Origin of the sequence: Amycolatopsis sp. FBCC-B4732, from assembly GCF_023008405.1 — a bacterium.
GTDB classification, from domain to species: domain Bacteria; phylum Actinomycetota; class Actinomycetes; order Mycobacteriales; family Pseudonocardiaceae; genus Amycolatopsis; species Amycolatopsis pretoriensis_A.
On the sequence record NZ_CP095376.1, the window covers coordinates 9,073,463 to 9,089,417 of the forward strand.

The following is a 15,955-nucleotide window of genomic DNA, read 5'->3' on the forward strand; positions in this document are numbered from 1 at the left end:
TCCAGAAGACGAGGCTCAGCTTCACGAACATCGGCACCTCGCACGGGAACGCCCGCATGACCTGCTCGCGGACGCCGGGGTCGGTCAAGACATGGATGGTGCCGGCGAGGCAAGGCAGAACGGGTCCGCACGCGGCGTCGGACTTCGGCGCGGCGAACGAAGCCGCGGCGGCGGGCGCGCTGACGGCGGGCCGGCTGGCCGCGGAGGCGAACTTGAGCCCTGCAGCAACGTGCAGCGGGCGGAAGCCGCCCGCCCGGATCCGGGCTCGGTGAACCCGGGGAACCACTCAGCCCTCCACCGCCCGGGGGATCGGCGGTGGAGGGCTGGGCGGAGTCACGGCTCGAGGCCGTTACGCATCACTGCGCGATCGTCACTTGGTGGCGATCTTCTGCCCGACGAGGATCATGTCCGCGTTCGGGATGTACTTCGCGTTCAGGTCCTGCAGCTTGGCGTAGCCACCCTGGACGTTGAACTGCTTGGCGATCTTGGACAGCGTGTCGCCCGCCACGACGGTGTAGTCACCGGCCGGGTTCGAGCTGCTGACACCGGACACCGCGGGGGCCGCCTTCGGAGCCGCCGCCGCCTTCGGGGCGGTCGTGCTCTTCTTCGGGGTCACCTTCTTGGTGGTGTTGGTCTTCGCGCTGGCCTTGGGGGCCGACGAGCCGCCGCCCTTCTTGCCGCAGACCGGCCAGGCGCCGATGCCCTGGCCCTGCAGGACGCGCTCGGCCACGGCGATCTGCTGGTCGCGGGACGCGTTCTGCGCGTTGCCGGTGCCGCCGTAGGCCTTCCAGGTGCTCTGCGTGAACTGCAGGCCGCCGTAGTAGCCGTTGCCGGTGTTGATGCTCCAGTTGCCGCCGCTTTCGCACTGCGCGATCGCGTCCCAGTTGGTCGCCGACGCGGGGGTCGCGGCGATCGCGAGGGGAGCGCCGACCGCAATGCCCGCGATGGCGACGCGAGCGACGGTGCGGGTGGCAGCGGACATCTTGCGGTGCTTGCCTCGGTAAGACATCTGAATGCTTCTCGGTTTCCCTGCGCCTACGAGCCTGTGCTGAGGGTCAGGATCGGGGTCCTGGCGCCGGCCGTCTCAGACCGGCAGACGAGTCCGACGCACGTCGCGTCTTCGTCGTCCCCTCGTCCCTGTCCGGAAATGCTTTCGCTCGGGGTATGGGTCCGGGGATCCGCTGGACAGGGCTAGGCGCTACGGATTCCCGGTCGTGCTGGCTGGTCGGGGCCAACCGAAAAGCGACGGTACGTAACGATGGCCGTGATCGGAAATTATTCGGGGCGTGACCTACGTCACAGTAACAGCACGCAACCCTGACCGATGCACATGTTTGTGCAGGTCAGCGGGCCGTTATCTGGCCGTTTCCTAGCCGAGATAAAACACGGATCGTGAGGCTTGCATCACGTGATTCGCGCGGCGAATGGACCATTCGCGCCCCCTGCCGAGCGAAAGAAGCGCGCATCTTATGACTGGTGCGGGGAGTGCGCCAGACTTGACAATCCAGCCCCACTTGCCCCATGAGTCACACCAGTCCCACCTGTTAGTGGGGTTTCGAACCACGGCCGAAGCCACTTCCACCGCCGGTGGCCCTGGCTGAGGGCCACGCACCGCGACCGACCAGGTGAAACGGGTCACCGGATGGCGTTGCGGCGGGCTGGGATCAGCTTCTCGCGAACACCCGGATTTGATGACGCGCCACGCCGAGGGCGCGCAAGAGCGGTCGGCGAGCGGTCGGCTGCCGTACCCGAGCGGCGACGAAAAGAACGGGAGGGGCGAACTCGCACCGGCGGGTGGACGGCGTGTCGGGGGTGGGCAACCGGTCTAGACGGCGGGGAGAGGGGCACCGGGAGGCCCGGGCTGGGCGGGTCGGGCGGGGAGGGGTTCGCCGGGGTGGCCTGGCTGGGTTGGGCAGGCGGGCAGGCTTGCCGGGGCTTCGACTGGGCTGGGCGGGCTCGCTGGGAGAGGTCCGGCTGGGCGCGGGAGGGCTTGCCGGGGTGGCCTGGCTGGGTTGGGCAGGCGGGCAGGCTTGCCGGGGCTTCGACTGGGCTGGGCGGGCTCGCTGGGAGAGGTCCGGCTGGGCGCGGGAGGGCTTGCCGGGGTGGCCTGGCTGGGTTGGGCAGGCGGGCAGGCTTGCCGGGGCTTCGACTGGGCTGGGCGGGCTCGCTGGGAGAGGTCCGGCTGGGCGCGGGAGGGCTTGCCGGGGTGGCCTGGCTGGGTTGGGCAGGCGGGCAGGCTCGCTGGGGGCTTCGACTGGGCTGGGAGAGCTCCGGCTGGGTCAGCTGGGTGGGGAGGGCTTGCCGGGGTGGCCTGGCTGGGTTGGCCTGGCGGGCCGGGCGGGGAGGGGCTCGTCCGGCATGGCCTGGCTGGGTTGGGCAGGCGGGCAGGCTCGCTGGGGGCTTCGACTCGGCTGGGAGGGCTCGCTGGGAGAGGTCCGGCTGGGTCGGCGGGGCAGGGCGGGCTTGCCGGGATGGTCCGGCTGGGTTGGCCAGGCGGGCAGGGCTCGCCGGGGCTTCAGCTGGGCTGGCTGGGCCGGCCGGGTGGGGAGGGGTTCGCCGGAGTTGCCCGGCTGGATTGGCCAGCGGGCGGGCTACCTGGAGGCTTCAGCTGGGCCGGGAAGGGCTTGCCGGAGGCCCGGGCTGAGCCGGCCGGGCGAGTAGGGCTCGCCGGGAGGGTCCTGCCGTGCGGGAAAGGCGCGCCGAACTGACGCACGCCAGGTCGCAGGGCGCCGGCGGAAAAACCGCCAGGCGCGCAGGCGGCCCCGCGCGTGTCAGTACTAGTAGAGAAGCCTCAGCCGCCGGCGAAGGGTGGCAGGACGTCCAGCTCGGCCCCGTCGGTCAGCAGCCGGCCGACGTCGCGGACCGCGACCCCGTCCAGCAGGTAACTGACCGCGTCCAGCACCCGCGGCAGGCCCTCCGGGTGCAGCCGGCGGAGCTCGGTCGCCGCGTCGGCGACCGAGGCTCCCGTTGTCAGCTGCACCTTCTCCTCGTCGACGCCCGCCGCGGCTCGTGCTGCCGCGAAGTACCGGACCACGATGGTCAGGGTGGTCATCTCAACCGCCGATCGCGCTCATCGGCCGGATCGGCTGGGCGAATCCGGCGTCGTTGATCTCGTGGCCGGCGAGCTTGCCCCACATCGTGGCCCGCCAGGCGTCCGCCACCTCCTCATCGCGCGCGCCCGCGCGCACGAGGGAGCGGAGGTCCGTCTCGTCGTTGCTGAAGAGGCAGGAGCGGACCGCGCCGTCGGCCGTCAGGCGGGTGCGCTCGCACGCCGCGCAGAACGGCCTGGTCACCGACGCGATCACGCCGACGTCGCCGGGGCCGCCGTCGACCAGCCAGCGCTCGGCCGGTGCGCCGCCGCGGGCGACCGGGAACGGGGTCAGCTCGAACGCGGTGCCCAGCTTCTCCAGGATCTCCGCCGCGGTGATCATCTCGCCGCGGTTCCAGCCGTGCTGGGCGTCCAGCGGCATCTGCTCGATGAAGCGCAGGTGGTAGCCCTCGGCCAGGCAGAACTTCAGCAGCGGCACGGCTTCGGCCTCGTTGACGCCGCGCATCAGCACCGAGTTGACCTTCACCGGCGACATCCCGGCGTCCCGCGCGGCCGCCATGCCGGCCAGCACGTGCGAGAGCCGGTCGCGGCGGGTGATCTTCTCGAACAGCTCCGGGTCGATCGTGTCGAGCGAGACGTTGATCCGGTTCAGGCCGGCCTCGGCGAGCGCCTTGGCGCGCCGGGCCAGGCCGATCCCGTTGGTGGTCATGGACAGCTTCGGCCGCGGCGAAAGGGCCGTGACCCGCGCGACGAGGTCTTCGAGGCCCGGCCGCAGCAGGGGTTCGCCGCCGGTGAGCCGGATGTCGGTGACGCCGAGCCGCTCGACGGCGATCCGCATCAGGCGGACCAGTTCGTCGTCGGTCAGCACCTGATCGCCCGGCATCCAGTCGAGGCCTTCCGCGGGCATGCAGTAGGTGCAGCGCAGGTTGCACCGATCCGTCAGGGAAACCCGGAGATCGGTGGCCACCCGGCCGAAGGTGTCGATGAGTTGCGGGTTCTCGGGCCTGGGCACGCGAGAAGACCCTCGTGTACCGGGGACGCGAGGAAACCCGAGATCCACTGCCGTCATTACGCCCAGAGTAGCTCCGGAACGCGCGAAGTGAGCGGCTCGCTACGATACTTTGACGAGTGAGTGGTTCAGTTGCCGAACTAAGAGGGCCCGTGACGGAAAAGACTTACCCGGTCACCGACGATGAGCTCTTCCGCTTCGCGGAATTGGGCCGCCAGGGCAGCACCCTGACGGTCCTCCGGCACGCCAGGATCGCCGAGCGGATGGGCCTGTCCGGCACCGACCACAAGACGTTCGACCTGGTCATCCAATCGGGCGGACCGTTGACCGCGGGGCGGATCGCGGAGCTGACGGGCCTGTCGACCGGCGCTGTGACCGGCGTCATCGACCGGCTCGAGAAGGTCGGGCTGGTGAGTCGCGTCCGTGATCCCGAAGACCGCCGCAAGGTCCTCGTGGCGGTCGTGCCGGGGGCCGAGGAGCGCTTCGCGCCGCTCTTCGAGTCGGCCTTCGACGCCCTTCGCGAGACCTTGGCGCAGTTCTCCCCGGTCGAGCGAAAAGCCATCGAGCGTTATCAGAACGTCATGCTCGAACAGCTCCGCGCGGAAATCCTCGACAATGGCCGCCCCGCGTAGCTTTTCCTCAACTGCGGAGATAATGTCTGCGGCATGCCGCAATTTCGGTTGTCCGAGGCCGCGCGCCTGCTCGGCGTCAGTGACGACACCGTCCGGAGGTGGGTGCGCGCGGGGCAGCTGACCGCGACCGACGACGTCGCCGGGCGCAAGGTCGTCGACGGTGCCCAGCTGGCCGGGTTCGCCCGGGCCCAGGCCTCCGGCCCCGAAGACCCCTCCACCGTCGGCCGCTCCGCCCGCAACCGGTTCGTCGGGCTGGTGACCGAGGTCGTCGCCGACAAGGTGATGGCCCAGGTGGAACTGCAGTGCGGGGCACACCGGGTGGTGTCCCTGATGAGTACCGAAGCCGTCCGCGAGCTGGGCCTGCGCCCGGGAGTGCTCGCGGTTGCCGTGGTCAAAGCGACCACTGTCGTGGTGGAAACACCGGAAGGAAGTCGATGAAGAAGCTCGCTCTCGCCGTCGCGGCCGTCGCTCTGTTCGCGGGCGCGTGCAGCAGTTCGGACCAGCCCAGCACGCAGACCGGCGGGTCGTCGGCGAGCGCGCCCGCGCCGAAGGGCAGCGGCGACGCCGGCACCGGCACCGGCACGCTCACCGTGTTCGCCGCCGCGTCCCTCACCGAGTCGTTCACCGCGCTCGGCAAGGAGTTCGAGGCCCAGCACCCCGGCGTCACCGTGAAGTTCAGCTTCGCGGGCTCGTCCGGCCTGGTCCAGCAGCTGACCAACGGTGCGAAGGCCGACGTCTTCGCCTCGGCCGACCAGGCCAACATGGACAAGGCCGTCCAGGGCGGCGTGATCGACGGCCAGCCGACGGTCTTCGCGACCAACAAGCTCGCCATCGCCGTCGCGCCGGGCAACCCCAAGGGCATCAAGTCCTTCGCCGACCTGAACAAGGCCGGCCTGACCGTCGTCACGTGCGCCCCGCAGGTGCCGTGCGGCTCGGCCACCAAGAAGGTCGAGACCGCCACCGGCGTCACGCTCAAGCCGAAGAGCGAAGAGCAGGACGTCAAGCAGGTGCTGAACAAGGTCGCCTCCGGCGACGCCGACGCGGGCCTGGTCTACGTCACCGACGCCACCTCGGCCGCGGGCAAGGTCGAGAAGGTCGACTTCCCCGAGGCGGGCGGCGCGGTCAACAACTACCCGATCGCCGCGGTCAAGGGCGGGCAGGCCGCGCTGGCCAAGGAGTTCGACGACTTCGTCCTCGGCACCGAGGGCAAGACCGAGCTGAGCAAGGTCGGGTTCGGCCCTGCGCAGTAGGCGGTCCGCGAACGGCCGGCCGGGATCCGTCCCGGCCGGCCGTTCGCGCGTCCCGTGGGTGCTCGCGATCCCGGCCACGCTCGCGCTGGCCCTGGTCGTGCTGCCGGTCGTCGGCCTGCTGGTCCGCTCGGACCTGACGCGGCTGCCGTCGCTGGTCGCCACGCCGTCGTCGTGGCACGCGCTGCGGCTGTCGCTGATCACCGCCGCGCTGTCCACCGTGGCCTGCGTGCTGCTCGGCGTGCCGCTGGCCGTCGTGCTCGCGCGCGCCCGGTTCCGCGGGGTCCGGCTGCTGCGCTCGATCGTGCTGCTGCCGCTGGTGCTGCCCCCGGTCGTCGGCGGTCTCGCGCTGCTCTACCTGCTCGGCCGCAAGGGTTTCCTCGGCATGCTGATCACCACGCTGACCGGGGAGCCGGTGCCGTTCACCACGGCCGCGGTGGTGATCGCGCAGACGTTCGTCGCGATGCCGTTCCTCGTCGTCAGCCTCGAAGGCGCGCTGCGGAGCTCCGGCGACCGCTACGAGCAGGTCGCCGCGACGCTGGGCGCGCGCCCGTGGACGGTCTTCCGCCGGGTCACGCTGCCGCTGCTGCTGCCCGCGCTCGGCTCCGGCGTCGTCCTCAGCTTCGCCCGCGCGCTCGGCGAGTTCGGCGCCACGATCACCTTCGCCGGCAGCCTCGAAGACGTCACCCGCACGCTGCCGCTGGAGGTCTACACGCAGGCCGAAGTGGACATCGACAGCGCCGTCGCGCTTTCGCTGCTGCTCATCGTGGTGGCGATCCTGGTCATCGCGGTCGCGCGGCCGCGGTCGTGGGAAGGCGGCCTGCGGTGAGCCTGACCGCCCGGATCGAGGCCGTGCGCGGCTCGTTCACGTTGGACGTCGACCTCGACGTGCCCACCGGGTCGGTGCTGGCGCTGCTCGGCCCGAACGGCTCGGGCAAGTCGACGGTGCTGGGCTGCCTCGCGGGCTTGATCACCCCGGCCTCGGCGGAGATCGCGGTGGCCGGGCGGCAGCTGTCCGGGGTGGCGCCGCACCGCCGCGGGATCGGGCTGCTGTCCCAGGACGCGCTGCTCTTCCCGCACCTGTCCGCGGTGGACAACGTCGCGTTCGCCCCGCGCTCGACCGGCGCCGGCCGCCACGCCGCCCGCGAGCGCGCCTACTACTGGCTGGCCGAGGTGGACGCCGTCGGGCTCGCCGACCGGCGGCCCGGGCAGCTGTCCGGCGGGCAGGCCCAGCGCGTCGCGATCGCCAGGGCGCTGGCCGCGGAACCGGACCTGCTGCTGCTCGACGAGCCGTTCGCCGCCCTCGACGTCGACGCCGCGCCCGCGATCCGCGGCCTGCTGCGGCGGGTGCTGAAGACCGGGCCGACGACGGTGCTCGTCACCCACGACCCCCTGGACGCGCTCGCGCTCGCCGACCACGTCGCGGTGATGAACGGCGGCCGCGTCGTCGAACGCGGCCTGACCCGCGAAGTGCTTTCGGCCCCGCGGACGGCGTTCACCGCGCGGATCGCCGGGCTCAACCTCGTCGCCGGGACCGCCGTTCCCGAAGGGCTGCGGACGGCGTCCGGCGAAGTCGTCAGCGGGATCCCGGCGGCCGACGTGGTGCCGGGCGAGCCCGCGGTGGCGGTGTTCCCCCCGAACGCCGTCGCCGTCTACCCGCACGACGGCGAGCACCGCGGGAGCCCGCGCAACACCGCCGACGCCGTCGTCGCGGCGCTGGAACCGCACGGGCCGGTGATCCGGGTCCGCGCTGAAGGCGACGGCTGGGCGCACGGCCTGACCGCCGACCTCACGCCGGCCGCCGTGGCGGAGCTCGCGCTGGAGCCCGGCTCGGCGGTGACGCTCTCGGTGAAGGCCGCGACCGTGGTGGTGCACCCGGCCGCGGCTTCCCGAGCCCAAGACTGGTCGTGAGTGTTCAGGGCGGTCAGAACCTCCCTGAACACTCACGAGCCGGGGGGTCAGCCGTCGTGGTGGTGGCCGCCACCCGGGTGGACGTGGAACTTCGCCACCTCCGGCGGGTGCACCACGAACGGCCGCATCATGCCTTCGTCCTCGTGGTCGAGGATGTGGCAGTGGTACATGAACTGGCCGGTGCCGCCGCCGAACTGGCCGGCCACGCTCACCCACTGGCCGGGGTTCACGATGATCGTGTCCTTCCAGCCCTCCTCGTACTTCTCCAGCGGGACGTCGGTGAAGCCGTCGATCGGCGTGGTCGTCCGTTCGGTGGCCTGGTCGAACGTCGTGGTGAACTTCCGCCGGAAGAGCGCCTGGAACTCGGTCAGGTGGATGTGCACCGGGTGGGCCGGCGGCCCGCCGGCGACGTGCACGATGTTCCACACCGCCCACCGGTCATGGTCGATGAAGATGCCGGTCGTGTCGTCGAAGAGCCGGCCGACCATCCGGAACGTCTTCAGCCCGCCGTTCGGGTCCTGGACCTGGATGATCCCCTCGCCGCCCGGGTCCGCCTCGACCTGTTCGAGGTCCCACATCTCCGGGTGCCCCGCCTTGTTGAGCAGCAGCGCGATCCAGACGTGGTCGTGGTCCTCCGGCAGCGTCGAGCCGTGCTGCAGCCGGACGTAGGACGTCGAGATCTTCTCCGGCAGCCGGAACGGGTCGTGCTTGGCCCCGGCGTCGACCCGGAACTCCATCAGGTCCGGCTCGACCGTGCCCAGCCGCGGGTCGGCGTTGCGCAGCTTGAGCTTGCGCCCCTTGAAGCGGCTGAAGTCGATCAGGACGTCGAACCGCTCGGCCGGGGCGACGGTCAGCCCGCCGCCCGGCACCGGCGCCGGCGCGGGCAGCAGGCCGCCGTCGGTGCCGATCAGGCGGACGGCGTCGTTGACCGGCACGTTGTTCTCGTCGACCAGGTTGAGCGTGAAGAACCGCGAGTTGGCCGCGTTGAGCAGCCGGAAGCGGTACCACCGCGCGTCGACGTCGAGGTGCGGCCAGATCACGCCGTTGACCAGGGTGAACGGCCCGGTGAACGGGATCATCGGGCCGTTCGGCACCACCGGGACCTTGAACAGCAGCTGCCCGGTGAGCGCGCCGGTCGCCGGGTCGGTGTCGAGGTTCCGGTCGGTGATGATCAGCGGGATCTCGTGGTCGCCGTGCGGCAGGTCGAGCGCGTCCTCTTCGTCGTCGCGGACCAGGTACATCCCCGCCAGGCCGGTGTGGACGGTGAAGCGCGTGATCGCCATGGCGTGGTCGTGGTACCAGAGCGGCATCGCCGGCTGGCGGTTCTGGTACTCGGTCAGCTGCGAAGTGCCGTTGAGCCCGGCGTTGTGCGCCCAGCCGTCGTTGCCGGCGTTCGTGCGGGCGCCGTGGAGGTGCACGACCGTCCAGGCCGGCAGGTCCGCGACGCCGTCGATGACCGAGTAGCCGGGCCGGTCGAGTTCCCGGCCCGGACGGCTGGTCGGCGCGTCGGCGATCGGGCCCTGAACGGCGACGAGCGGGAACTCGCCCTCGATTTCGTTCGACCACGAAATCCGCAGTTGTTTGCCGCTGCGCACTTCGATCGTCGGACCCGGGAAATGCCCGGCGTACGTCCACAACAAACTCGGCGGCAATTGCGAGTGCAGCCGCTGGCGCTTCGTGATCATCGGGATGGTGATGGTGTCGTGGCCGCCCCACGAATGCGGCCGGTACACCGGCGGGACCCGGAGCGGGTCCAGGAATTTGGTGAGCCCCCAGTTCGGCGCGGCGATCGGCGCGGTGGCGACCGGGCGCTCGATGATTTCGGTCATGCGATCTCCCCTTTTTGTGGACCGGGGGTAGGAAGAATCGCGCCGACACGGATCACGCCGGCGACGTCGAATGGTATTCCCCCGAACCCCCTCGGTGACCGGCTCGCGAACTCCCCTCGCAATACCGGCAATTTCAACTGTAGCCTTTTTCGGCACGCACCGCAGGCGCCTCGCGCGCGTGATAGGTTCCGCGCATGAGCGAACGCCGGTGGACGTACCTCTCCGACATGGACGGCGTCCTGGTGAAGGAGGAGCACCTCGTCCCCGGGGCCGACGAGTTCCTCGCCGAGTTGAAGGCGAACGGCATCGACTTCCTGGTGCTGACGAACAACTCGATCTACACCCCGCGCGACCTGCGGGCCCGGCTCGAGCGCACCGGGCTCGACATCCCGGAGGAGTCGATCTGGACCTCGGCGCTGGCGACCGCGAAGTTCCTCTCGTCGCAGCGGCCGAACGGCTCGGCGTACGTCATCGGCGAGGCGGGGCTCACGACGGCGCTGCACGAGGTCGGCTACGTGCTGACCGAGCGCGACCCCGACTACGTCGTGCTGGGCGAGACCCGCACGTACAGCTTCAGCGCCATCACGCGCGCGATCCGGCTGATCGAGGGCGGCGCGAAGTTCATCGCGACGAACCCCGACGCGACCGGCCCGAGCGTCGAGGGCTCGATGCCGGCCACCGGGTCCGTGGCGGCGCTGATCGAGAAGGCCACCGGGCGCTCGCCGTACTACGTCGGCAAGCCGAACCCGCTGATGATGCGCTCGGCGCTGCGCCGCCTCGGCGCGCACTCGGAGTCGACGCTGATGATCGGCGACCGGATGGACACCGACGTGCACTCGGGCATCGAGGCCGGCCTGCAGACCATCCTGGTGCTCACCGGCATCTCCACGCAGGAGTCGGCCGAGCGCTATCCGTACCGGCCCACACTGGTGATCGACTCGGTCGCTGACCTGATCGGGCGTACCCAGGACCCGTTCGGCGAAGGCTGACCACCGGGCAGGCGGGAGAAGGGCTTATCGTCACCGGATGAGCAAGTCGACGTACGTGGTCGGCGACGTCCACGGGCACAGGGACGAGCTGGCCGACGCGCTGAGAGCCGAGGGCCTGGTCGACGACGAGGACAACTGGTCGGGGGAAGAAGACCAGCTGTGGTTCCTCGGCGACTTCGTCGACCGCGGCCCGGACGGAGTCGGCGCGATCGACCTGGTCATGCGCCTGGAGGCGCAGGCGGCCGAGGCCGGCGGCCAGGTGCAGACGCTGCTGGGCAACCACGAGATCCTCGCGCTGGGCATGTACCACTTCGGCGACGAGCCGGTGCCGTCCGACTTCGGCCCGCGCAGCTTCGCCCGCAGCTGGGAGATCAACGGCGGCCTGCTGTCGGACCAGGACCGGCTGACCCCGGAGCACATCGAGTGGCTCGCCGCGCGCCCGCTGGCCGCGCTCGCCGCCGACCACCTCCTGCTGCACTCGGACACGCTGGAGTACCTCGACTGGGGCTCGTCGATCGAGGAGATCAACGAGTCCGCGAGCGAGATCCTCACGGGTTCGGACCTCGAGGCCTGGTGGGACGTCTGGCGCCGGATGACGACGCGCTACGCCTTCCGCGGCCCGGACGGCGAGGAGAACGCCCAGAAGCTGATGGACGCGCTCGGCGGGTCCCGGATCGTGCACGGCCACAGCGTCATCGCCGACCAGCTGGGCATCCACCCGACGCAGATCGAGGGCCCGTTCCTGTACGCGGGCGGCAAGGCGCTCGGCGTGGACGGCGGCCTGTTCGTCGGCGGGCCGTGCCTGGTGGTGCAGCTGCCGTACGAACCGGAGTCGTGATCAGGGGAGCTCGACGATCTCCTTGCCGAGCGGCACCAGCGACACCGGGATCATCTTGAAGTTCGCGACGCCGAGCGGGATGCCGACGATCGTGAGGCACAGCGCGACGCCCGTGAAGATGTGCCCGAGCGCCAGCCACCACCCGGCGAAGACGAACCAGACGACGTTGCCCAGGCAGGACGCGGCGCCCGCGTCCCGCCGGTCGACGACCGTGCGGCCGAACGGCCAGAGCGCGTAGCTGGCGATCCGGAACGACGCCAGCCCGAACGGGATGGTGACGACGAGGATGCAGCAGATCACGCCGGCGAGCAGGTAGCCCAGCGCCATCCAGAAGCCGCACAGGACGAGCCAGATGATGTTCAGCAGCGTGCGCATCAGACGTGCAGCTCCCCGCTGAGGACGGTCACGGCCTGGCCGGAGAGGTGCACGCGGTCGCCGTCTTGGCGCGTCCGGACGATCCCGCCGCGTGGTGACACCTGTTCGCCGACGAGTTCGGTGCGCCGGAGCCGCTCGGACCAGTACGGCGACAGGATGCAGTGCGCCGAGCCCGTGACGGGGTCTTCGTCGATGCCGACGCCGGGGCCGAAGAAGCGGCTGACGTAGTCCGTTTCGTCGCCCTTCGCCGTGACGAGCAGCCGTCCGGTCCAGGTGTTCTTGAGCTCGGCCAGGTCGGGTTCGAGGTTCTTGACCGTTTCGGCGTCGGCGAGGACGGCGAAGAGGTTGTCGACGCCGCGTCCGACGTACTCGATCCCGACCCCGGGGAGGATGCCGGACAGGTCGTCGTCGGTGGGCGTCGGCGGGTCGGAGGGGAAGTCGAGCTCGACCCAGCCGTCCTGTCCGGTGGCGCGCAGTTCGCCGCTGAGGGTGGTGTAGACCTGCTCGCCGCCGAGGACGTGCGTGGTGGCGAGGGTGGCGTGCCCGCAGAGGGCGACCTCGACCTCGGGGGTGAACCACCGGAGCGACTTGGGGCCTTCGGTGGTGACGACGAAGGCGGTCTCGGCGTGCTTCATCTCGGCGGCGACGGCCTGCATCCAGCCCGGGTCGGCGGGCTCGTCCAGCAGGACGACCCCGGCGGGGTTCCCGGCGAAGGCCCGGTCGGTGAAGGCGTCGACGATGAAGAAGCGCATGCCCCCAATGTAGCCAGACCGCGTCCGCCGCTTCCGGTCCCGCGCGGCGAATGGGGGAAATCTAAGGGGTTTCCCCGATGGTCGGCCGCACGATCTTCTCGCCGTCGGGCCCGGTCTCGGGCTTGAGGTCGAAGACGTCCTCGTCGGCGGCGTACTTGTTCTTGTGCTCCTTGTCGTCTTCCTTCTTCTTGCCGGCGCCCGCCGCACCGGCAGCCCCGGCGCCCCCCTTGCCCTTGGCGGCCGCGGCGGCGGTGGCCCCGCGTTCGAGCCGTTCACCGGTCTTGCCGGCGCCGCTGCCCTTGCCTTCCCCGGGCATCTCCTTGGGCGCGCTCCCGGCACTGCCGGACACTCGCGCCCCGGCGAAGCCGCTCCCGGCGCGGCCCGGTTTGCTGCCGCGGGTGATGTCTCCGCCTCCGCCGGTGGTGCCGCCGCCTGAGGTGGTGCCGGGCATGGCGAGCCCGTCGGGAGTCATGCGCGTGAAGGAGCCGGCGGCGGGGGTGGCGCGGAAGCTGGTGTTGCCGGCGAAGTTCCCCGGGCCGCCGGTTCCGCTGGTGGTACCGGGTGGGACGTAGGAGGCGCCCGGTGGTGTGGTGCCGCCGGGGGCGAAGGTGCCGCTGGTCCCGCCGGGTCCGGTGCCTGTTCCGGTGAAGCCCGTTCCGCCGGTGCCGCCGATCCCACCAGTGCCGCCGGTCCCGCCGGTCCCGCTCGTCCCGTGGAACCCGCTCACCGAGGTGGAGTCCCCTTGCCCGAGCTGCGGCGGCGGCGCGTAGGTGGGCTGCGAGCTGGCGGTCTCGTGGTAGGTGCCGTCGAGGTTTTGCAGCACCTGCACGGCTTGCTGGTGCGCGGCGTCGGCTTGTTGTTGTTTGGCTTGGATGTCGGCCATGGTGCCGCTCATGCCGACGAGATCACCGGAGTTGTACTGCTGCTTGGCCTTGTCGAGCTCGGCTTGCTGGTTGAAGCCGGTGGGCTCGGGCATGTTGGTCTTGGCGTAATGGGCGGCCGCGGACTGCTGGGAGTAGTGGTTCGACGCCAGCTGCATCGCGTTGCCGGTTTGTTCGGTGTGCCCGGCCGTGCTTTGGAAGAACCCGTTCGCCTGGTCGGCCGCCGGTCCCTGCCACGAGCCGCCCGCCGCGGTGGCGGCGTCGCGGAACTGGTTCGACGCATCGGCGAGCCAGTTGCCGTAGACGTTGGCTACGCGGCTGCGGTCGTTCAGGTCCTCGAGGTCCAGGTTCTCGTGGACCATGTTGTACAGCACTTCGTGCGGCTGGTTCGCGTAGTTCTCGTCGGGGGCCGGTGCTCCGGAACGGAGGGTTTGCCCTTCCTGCAGCAGCTTTCCCTGGGCGACCGAATAGTCGGACGCCGCTTTCCTGGTTGTCCCTTGCGCGTCGGCGCCGTGGCCTCGGAGCTTCTGTTCGGTGGCCGCGTAGTAGTCACCCTCGGACTGGCGGTGTTGCGCCCGGTGCGGCTGACTCATGGCAGGACTCCGTATCAGTTGTTCTTCGGCAGCAGAGGCTCGACCTTCGGAGCGAGGTCTTCGATCTGGTGACAGGCGCCGGCGGTGTCCGAGCCGAAGGCGAGCGACAGCAGGGCACGCGAGTCCCGCACCTGGAACCGGACGGCGCATTGTCCCTTGACGTTCAAGGGTTCCTGTTCCTCGATCGCCGGGCGCTCGTTGACCTTGCCTTCGCTGGCCTTGCCCGGGTTGTTGACGTTGTCCTTGTAGTTCCCGCCGGCCTGCAGGAACAGACCGACATCCACCGCCGGTGTGTCGCCGGCCCTGGGTTTCTTGGCGTGGCAGCCGTGAGCCGGGTCCGCGACCGTCTTCTCGGCTTGGGGAAAACCTTGCCCGGCAAGAGCTTGGTCGAGAATGGTGCAAGAGCTCAGGCCCGCGAAGGGATCGCCCGAATCAGCCGGCGTGCTGTTCGTGGCGGAAACCTGCGAGCTCGGGTTCGCTTGTCCGCCGACCTCGCTCGTGCAGGCGACGAGGCCGAGCCCGAGAGCCAGGGTGGCGAACGCGACCGGAACGCGTCGTGCGATCACTACTCGTGCAGCCCCTCGTTCAACTTGGCAAACGTCGTGCTGTGGGCATCTTCGGTTTCGCGGTAGTTCTTGCGCGCGATCACCATGGCCTCGCGAGCCTGCTCGACACCGTCTCGCATCTTTTCGAGGTTGGGGATCAGCGACTCCGGATCGCCGTTGGCCACCTGCACGTTGAAGTCGGCGACAGCCTTGGCGTAGTTGCTGCCACCCATCTGGGCCGGATTGGCCAGCTTGTAGACGTTGGTGATCATGTCGGTGAAGCCGTCGATGAAGAAATCACAGGCTTTGATGTACGCCTGGAACCCCTCCTCGTTCACGGCGAACTGGCCGCTCTGCGCGAGGGATTTCAGGTGACGACCGCCTTCGCCGACCTGCTTGGCGGCCTGGTCGTCCACCTGTCCGGTGAGCAACCCCGAGAGGAAGTTCGAACCCGCGTCCCCCGCTGCGTCCGGTGGGGGTGTGAACGAGCCCGGTGCGCCGAACTGCGAACCGCTCATGACGCCCTCCCCGTCGTCCGGCACCACCCTGCGTGGTCCCTTCGCACTGTACTAGTGACGAACCGGCCGCGTCAGTGGTTCCTGACACGGTCGTTGAGCCATGCGCGCAGGTGAGAACCATCCGATGGGGTGAACGTGACCCGGGACGAACCGTCCGGCAGGGGCTCCGTCGACATCAAGAAGCGGCCGCCGTCGTTGTCGATGAACGTCACCGTTCCCGCCGGGCGCAGGGAGTCGTGGCGGATCGACAGCTCCACCGTGCCGTAGCGGTGCAGGGGCCACGCGGAGAACTCCGCCGCCAGCTCGGCGTCGGCGGGCGATCCGGGGGTGACGAACGTCAGCTCCGCCAGCGGGACCGGGCCGTACGCCGGCAGCATGCCGACCACCAGGTCGACCAGGCGGTCCGGCCGCGTCTGCGCGAACAGGACCTCCTCGCCGGCCAGTTCCGAAAACACCCCGAGCCCGTGGCCGATCGCCGCTCGGTAGAAGACCTGGCGGGTGTCCTCCGCCGCTCTCACGACGATCAGCACGTCCGGCTGGGTCCACGCGCGGAGGGTCTGCTCCACTTCTATGTCCAGCTTGTCCGGGCCGGCCAGGCCGCGCGCCCGCATCGACTCCCAGGCCGCCGCCGCGATGCGCTCGTTCTCCGTCAGCGTGCGGCCCGGGCTGCGGATTTCGAACGGGTGCCAGCTCGCCGGGAGACCGGTGCGCCGGACCGCGGTGTCGACCTCCGTCAGGCCCAGTGAGAATTCCTCCGGCACGTCCCCGAGCGTAGCGGAATCGCCAA

General features: G+C 70.4%; 17 protein-coding genes. 7 read left to right on the forward strand and 10 right to left on the reverse strand.

Annotated features, from left to right (window positions below; genetic code table 11):
* Positions 1 to 370: 370 nt before the first annotated feature.
* From MUY14_RS47045 to moaA, 3 genes are all read right to left on the reverse strand, one after another.
* On the reverse strand, positions 371 to 1,009 hold the full coding sequence (locus tag MUY14_RS47045) for a transglycosylase family protein (protein ID WP_281506219.1): 639 nt from the start codon (positions 1,007 to 1,009) through the stop codon (positions 371 to 373).
* A 1,782-nt stretch (positions 1,010 to 2,791) separates the two neighbouring features.
* The gene (locus tag MUY14_RS41180; RefSeq protein WP_247017889.1) at positions 2,792 to 3,052 is read right to left on the reverse strand and encodes a MoaD/ThiS family protein; all 261 of its coding nucleotides are present in this window, start codon (positions 3,050 to 3,052) and stop codon (positions 2,792 to 2,794) included.
* Between the two features lies 1 nt (position 3,053).
* A complete protein-coding gene (gene moaA / locus MUY14_RS41185; protein WP_247017890.1) occupies positions 3,054 to 4,061 on the reverse strand; it encodes a GTP 3',8-cyclase MoaA in 1,008 nt (335 codons plus the stop codon).
* A gap of 149 nt (positions 4,062 to 4,210) precedes the next feature.
* Here moaA and MUY14_RS41190 point away from each other — a divergent pair, with 149 nt between their 5' ends.
* Genes MUY14_RS41190 through MUY14_RS41210 form a run of 5 tightly spaced genes read left to right on the forward strand, consistent with a single transcriptional unit; the run spans position 4,211 to position 7,848 of the window.
* Positions 4,211 to 4,690, forward strand: a complete 480-nt coding sequence (locus MUY14_RS41190) for a MarR family winged helix-turn-helix transcriptional regulator (RefSeq protein ID WP_247025486.1) — start codon at positions 4,211 to 4,213, stop codon at positions 4,688 to 4,690.
* Between the two features lie 33 nt (positions 4,691 to 4,723).
* Positions 4,724 to 5,128 (forward strand): molybdopterin-binding protein, encoded by a 405-nt coding sequence (locus MUY14_RS41195; protein WP_247017891.1) that lies wholly within the window; start codon positions 4,724 to 4,726, stop codon positions 5,126 to 5,128.
* On the forward strand, positions 5,125 to 5,940 hold the full coding sequence (modA, locus tag MUY14_RS41200) for a molybdate ABC transporter substrate-binding protein (RefSeq protein ID WP_247017892.1): 816 nt from the start codon (positions 5,125 to 5,127) through the stop codon (positions 5,938 to 5,940). The genes MUY14_RS41195 and modA overlap by 4 nt, the downstream gene beginning before the upstream one ends.
* Before the next feature lie 58 nt (positions 5,941 to 5,998).
* Entirely contained in the window at positions 5,999 to 6,766 is a 768-nt protein-coding gene (locus MUY14_RS41205; RefSeq protein WP_247017893.1) for an ABC transporter permease, read from the forward strand.
* Positions 6,763 to 7,848, forward strand: a complete 1,086-nt coding sequence (locus MUY14_RS41210) for a sulfate/molybdate ABC transporter ATP-binding protein (protein ID WP_247017894.1) — start codon at positions 6,763 to 6,765, stop codon at positions 7,846 to 7,848. Before MUY14_RS41205 ends, MUY14_RS41210 begins: the two co-directional genes overlap by 4 nt.
* A gap of 47 nt (positions 7,849 to 7,895) precedes the next feature.
* Here the strand turns inward: MUY14_RS41210 and MUY14_RS41215 are convergent, their stop codons facing one another.
* Positions 7,896 to 9,677, reverse strand: coding sequence for a multicopper oxidase family protein (locus MUY14_RS41215; protein ID WP_247017895.1), 1,782 nt, complete (start codon positions 9,675 to 9,677; stop codon positions 7,896 to 7,898).
* A gap of 194 nt (positions 9,678 to 9,871) precedes the next feature.
* Here MUY14_RS41215 and MUY14_RS41220 point away from each other — a divergent pair, with 194 nt between their 5' ends.
* Entirely contained in the window at positions 9,872 to 10,666 is a 795-nt protein-coding gene (locus MUY14_RS41220; protein ID WP_247017896.1) for an HAD-IIA family hydrolase, read from the forward strand.
* Positions 10,667 to 10,703: 37 nt separating this feature from the next.
* Entirely contained in the window at positions 10,704 to 11,504 is an 801-nt protein-coding gene (locus MUY14_RS41225) for a metallophosphoesterase (RefSeq protein ID WP_247017897.1), read from the forward strand.
* Here MUY14_RS41225 and MUY14_RS41230 read toward each other — a convergent pair whose 3' ends face one another.
* From MUY14_RS41230 to MUY14_RS41255, 6 genes are all read right to left on the reverse strand, one after another.
* Positions 11,505 to 11,879: a YccF domain-containing protein gene (locus tag MUY14_RS41230; RefSeq protein WP_247017898.1), complete on the reverse strand. Its 375-nt coding sequence runs from the start codon at positions 11,877 to 11,879 to the stop codon at positions 11,505 to 11,507.
* Entirely contained in the window at positions 11,879 to 12,631 is a 753-nt protein-coding gene (locus tag MUY14_RS41235; protein WP_247017900.1) for a PhzF family phenazine biosynthesis protein, read from the reverse strand. The genes MUY14_RS41230 and MUY14_RS41235 overlap by 1 nt, the downstream gene beginning before the upstream one ends.
* 61 nt (positions 12,632 to 12,692) lie before the next feature.
* The gene (locus tag MUY14_RS41240; protein WP_247017902.1) at positions 12,693 to 14,105 is read right to left on the reverse strand and encodes a hypothetical protein; all 1,413 of its coding nucleotides are present in this window, start codon (positions 14,103 to 14,105) and stop codon (positions 12,693 to 12,695) included.
* A gap of 14 nt (positions 14,106 to 14,119) precedes the next feature.
* Positions 14,120 to 14,671, reverse strand: coding sequence for a hypothetical protein (locus tag MUY14_RS41245; RefSeq protein ID WP_247017904.1), 552 nt, complete (start codon positions 14,669 to 14,671; stop codon positions 14,120 to 14,122).
* Positions 14,671 to 15,168: a hypothetical protein gene (locus tag MUY14_RS41250; RefSeq protein WP_247017906.1), complete on the reverse strand. Its 498-nt coding sequence runs from the start codon at positions 15,166 to 15,168 to the stop codon at positions 14,671 to 14,673. The genes MUY14_RS41245 and MUY14_RS41250 overlap by 1 nt, the downstream gene beginning before the upstream one ends.
* Before the next feature lie 71 nt (positions 15,169 to 15,239).
* Positions 15,240 to 15,929 carry an ESX secretion-associated protein EspG gene (locus MUY14_RS41255; RefSeq protein ID WP_247017908.1) on the reverse strand — a complete coding sequence of 230 codons (690 nt, stop codon included), beginning with the start codon at positions 15,927 to 15,929 and terminating at the stop codon, positions 15,240 to 15,242.
* Positions 15,930 to 15,955: the final 26 nt, after the last annotated feature.

What these genes read in the sequence shown, in the direction of transcription:
- MUY14_RS41240 (WP_247017902.1), bottom strand. Translation starts at nt 14,105, where the DNA reads ATGAGTCAGCCGCACCGGGCGCAACACCGCCAGTCCGAGGGTGACTAC.
- modA (WP_247017892.1), top strand. Translation starts at nt 5,125, where the DNA reads ATGAAGAAGCTCGCTCTCGCCGTCGCGGCCGTCGCTCTGTTCGCGGGC.
- MUY14_RS41235 (WP_247017900.1), bottom strand. Translation starts at nt 12,631, where the DNA reads ATGCGCTTCTTCATCGTCGACGCCTTCACCGACCGGGCCTTCGCCGGG.
- MUY14_RS47045 (WP_281506219.1), bottom strand. Translation starts at nt 1,009, where the DNA reads ATGTCTTACCGAGGCAAGCACCGCAAGATGTCCGCTGCCACCCGCACC.
- MUY14_RS41195 (WP_247017891.1), top strand. Translation starts at nt 4,724, where the DNA reads ATGCCGCAATTTCGGTTGTCCGAGGCCGCGCGCCTGCTCGGCGTCAGT.
- MUY14_RS41250 (WP_247017906.1), bottom strand. Translation starts at nt 15,168, where the DNA reads ATGAGCGGTTCGCAGTTCGGCGCACCGGGCTCGTTCACACCCCCACCG.
- MUY14_RS41225 (WP_247017897.1), top strand. Translation starts at nt 10,704, where the DNA reads ATGAGCAAGTCGACGTACGTGGTCGGCGACGTCCACGGGCACAGGGAC.
- MUY14_RS41215 (WP_247017895.1), bottom strand. Translation starts at nt 9,677, where the DNA reads ATGACCGAAATCATCGAGCGCCCGGTCGCCACCGCGCCGATCGCCGCG.
- MUY14_RS41230 (WP_247017898.1), bottom strand. Translation starts at nt 11,879, where the DNA reads ATGCGCACGCTGCTGAACATCATCTGGCTCGTCCTGTGCGGCTTCTGG.
- MUY14_RS41180 (WP_247017889.1), bottom strand. Translation starts at nt 3,052, where the DNA reads ATGACCACCCTGACCATCGTGGTCCGGTACTTCGCGGCAGCACGAGCC.
- MUY14_RS41220 (WP_247017896.1), top strand. Translation starts at nt 9,872, where the DNA reads ATGAGCGAACGCCGGTGGACGTACCTCTCCGACATGGACGGCGTCCTG.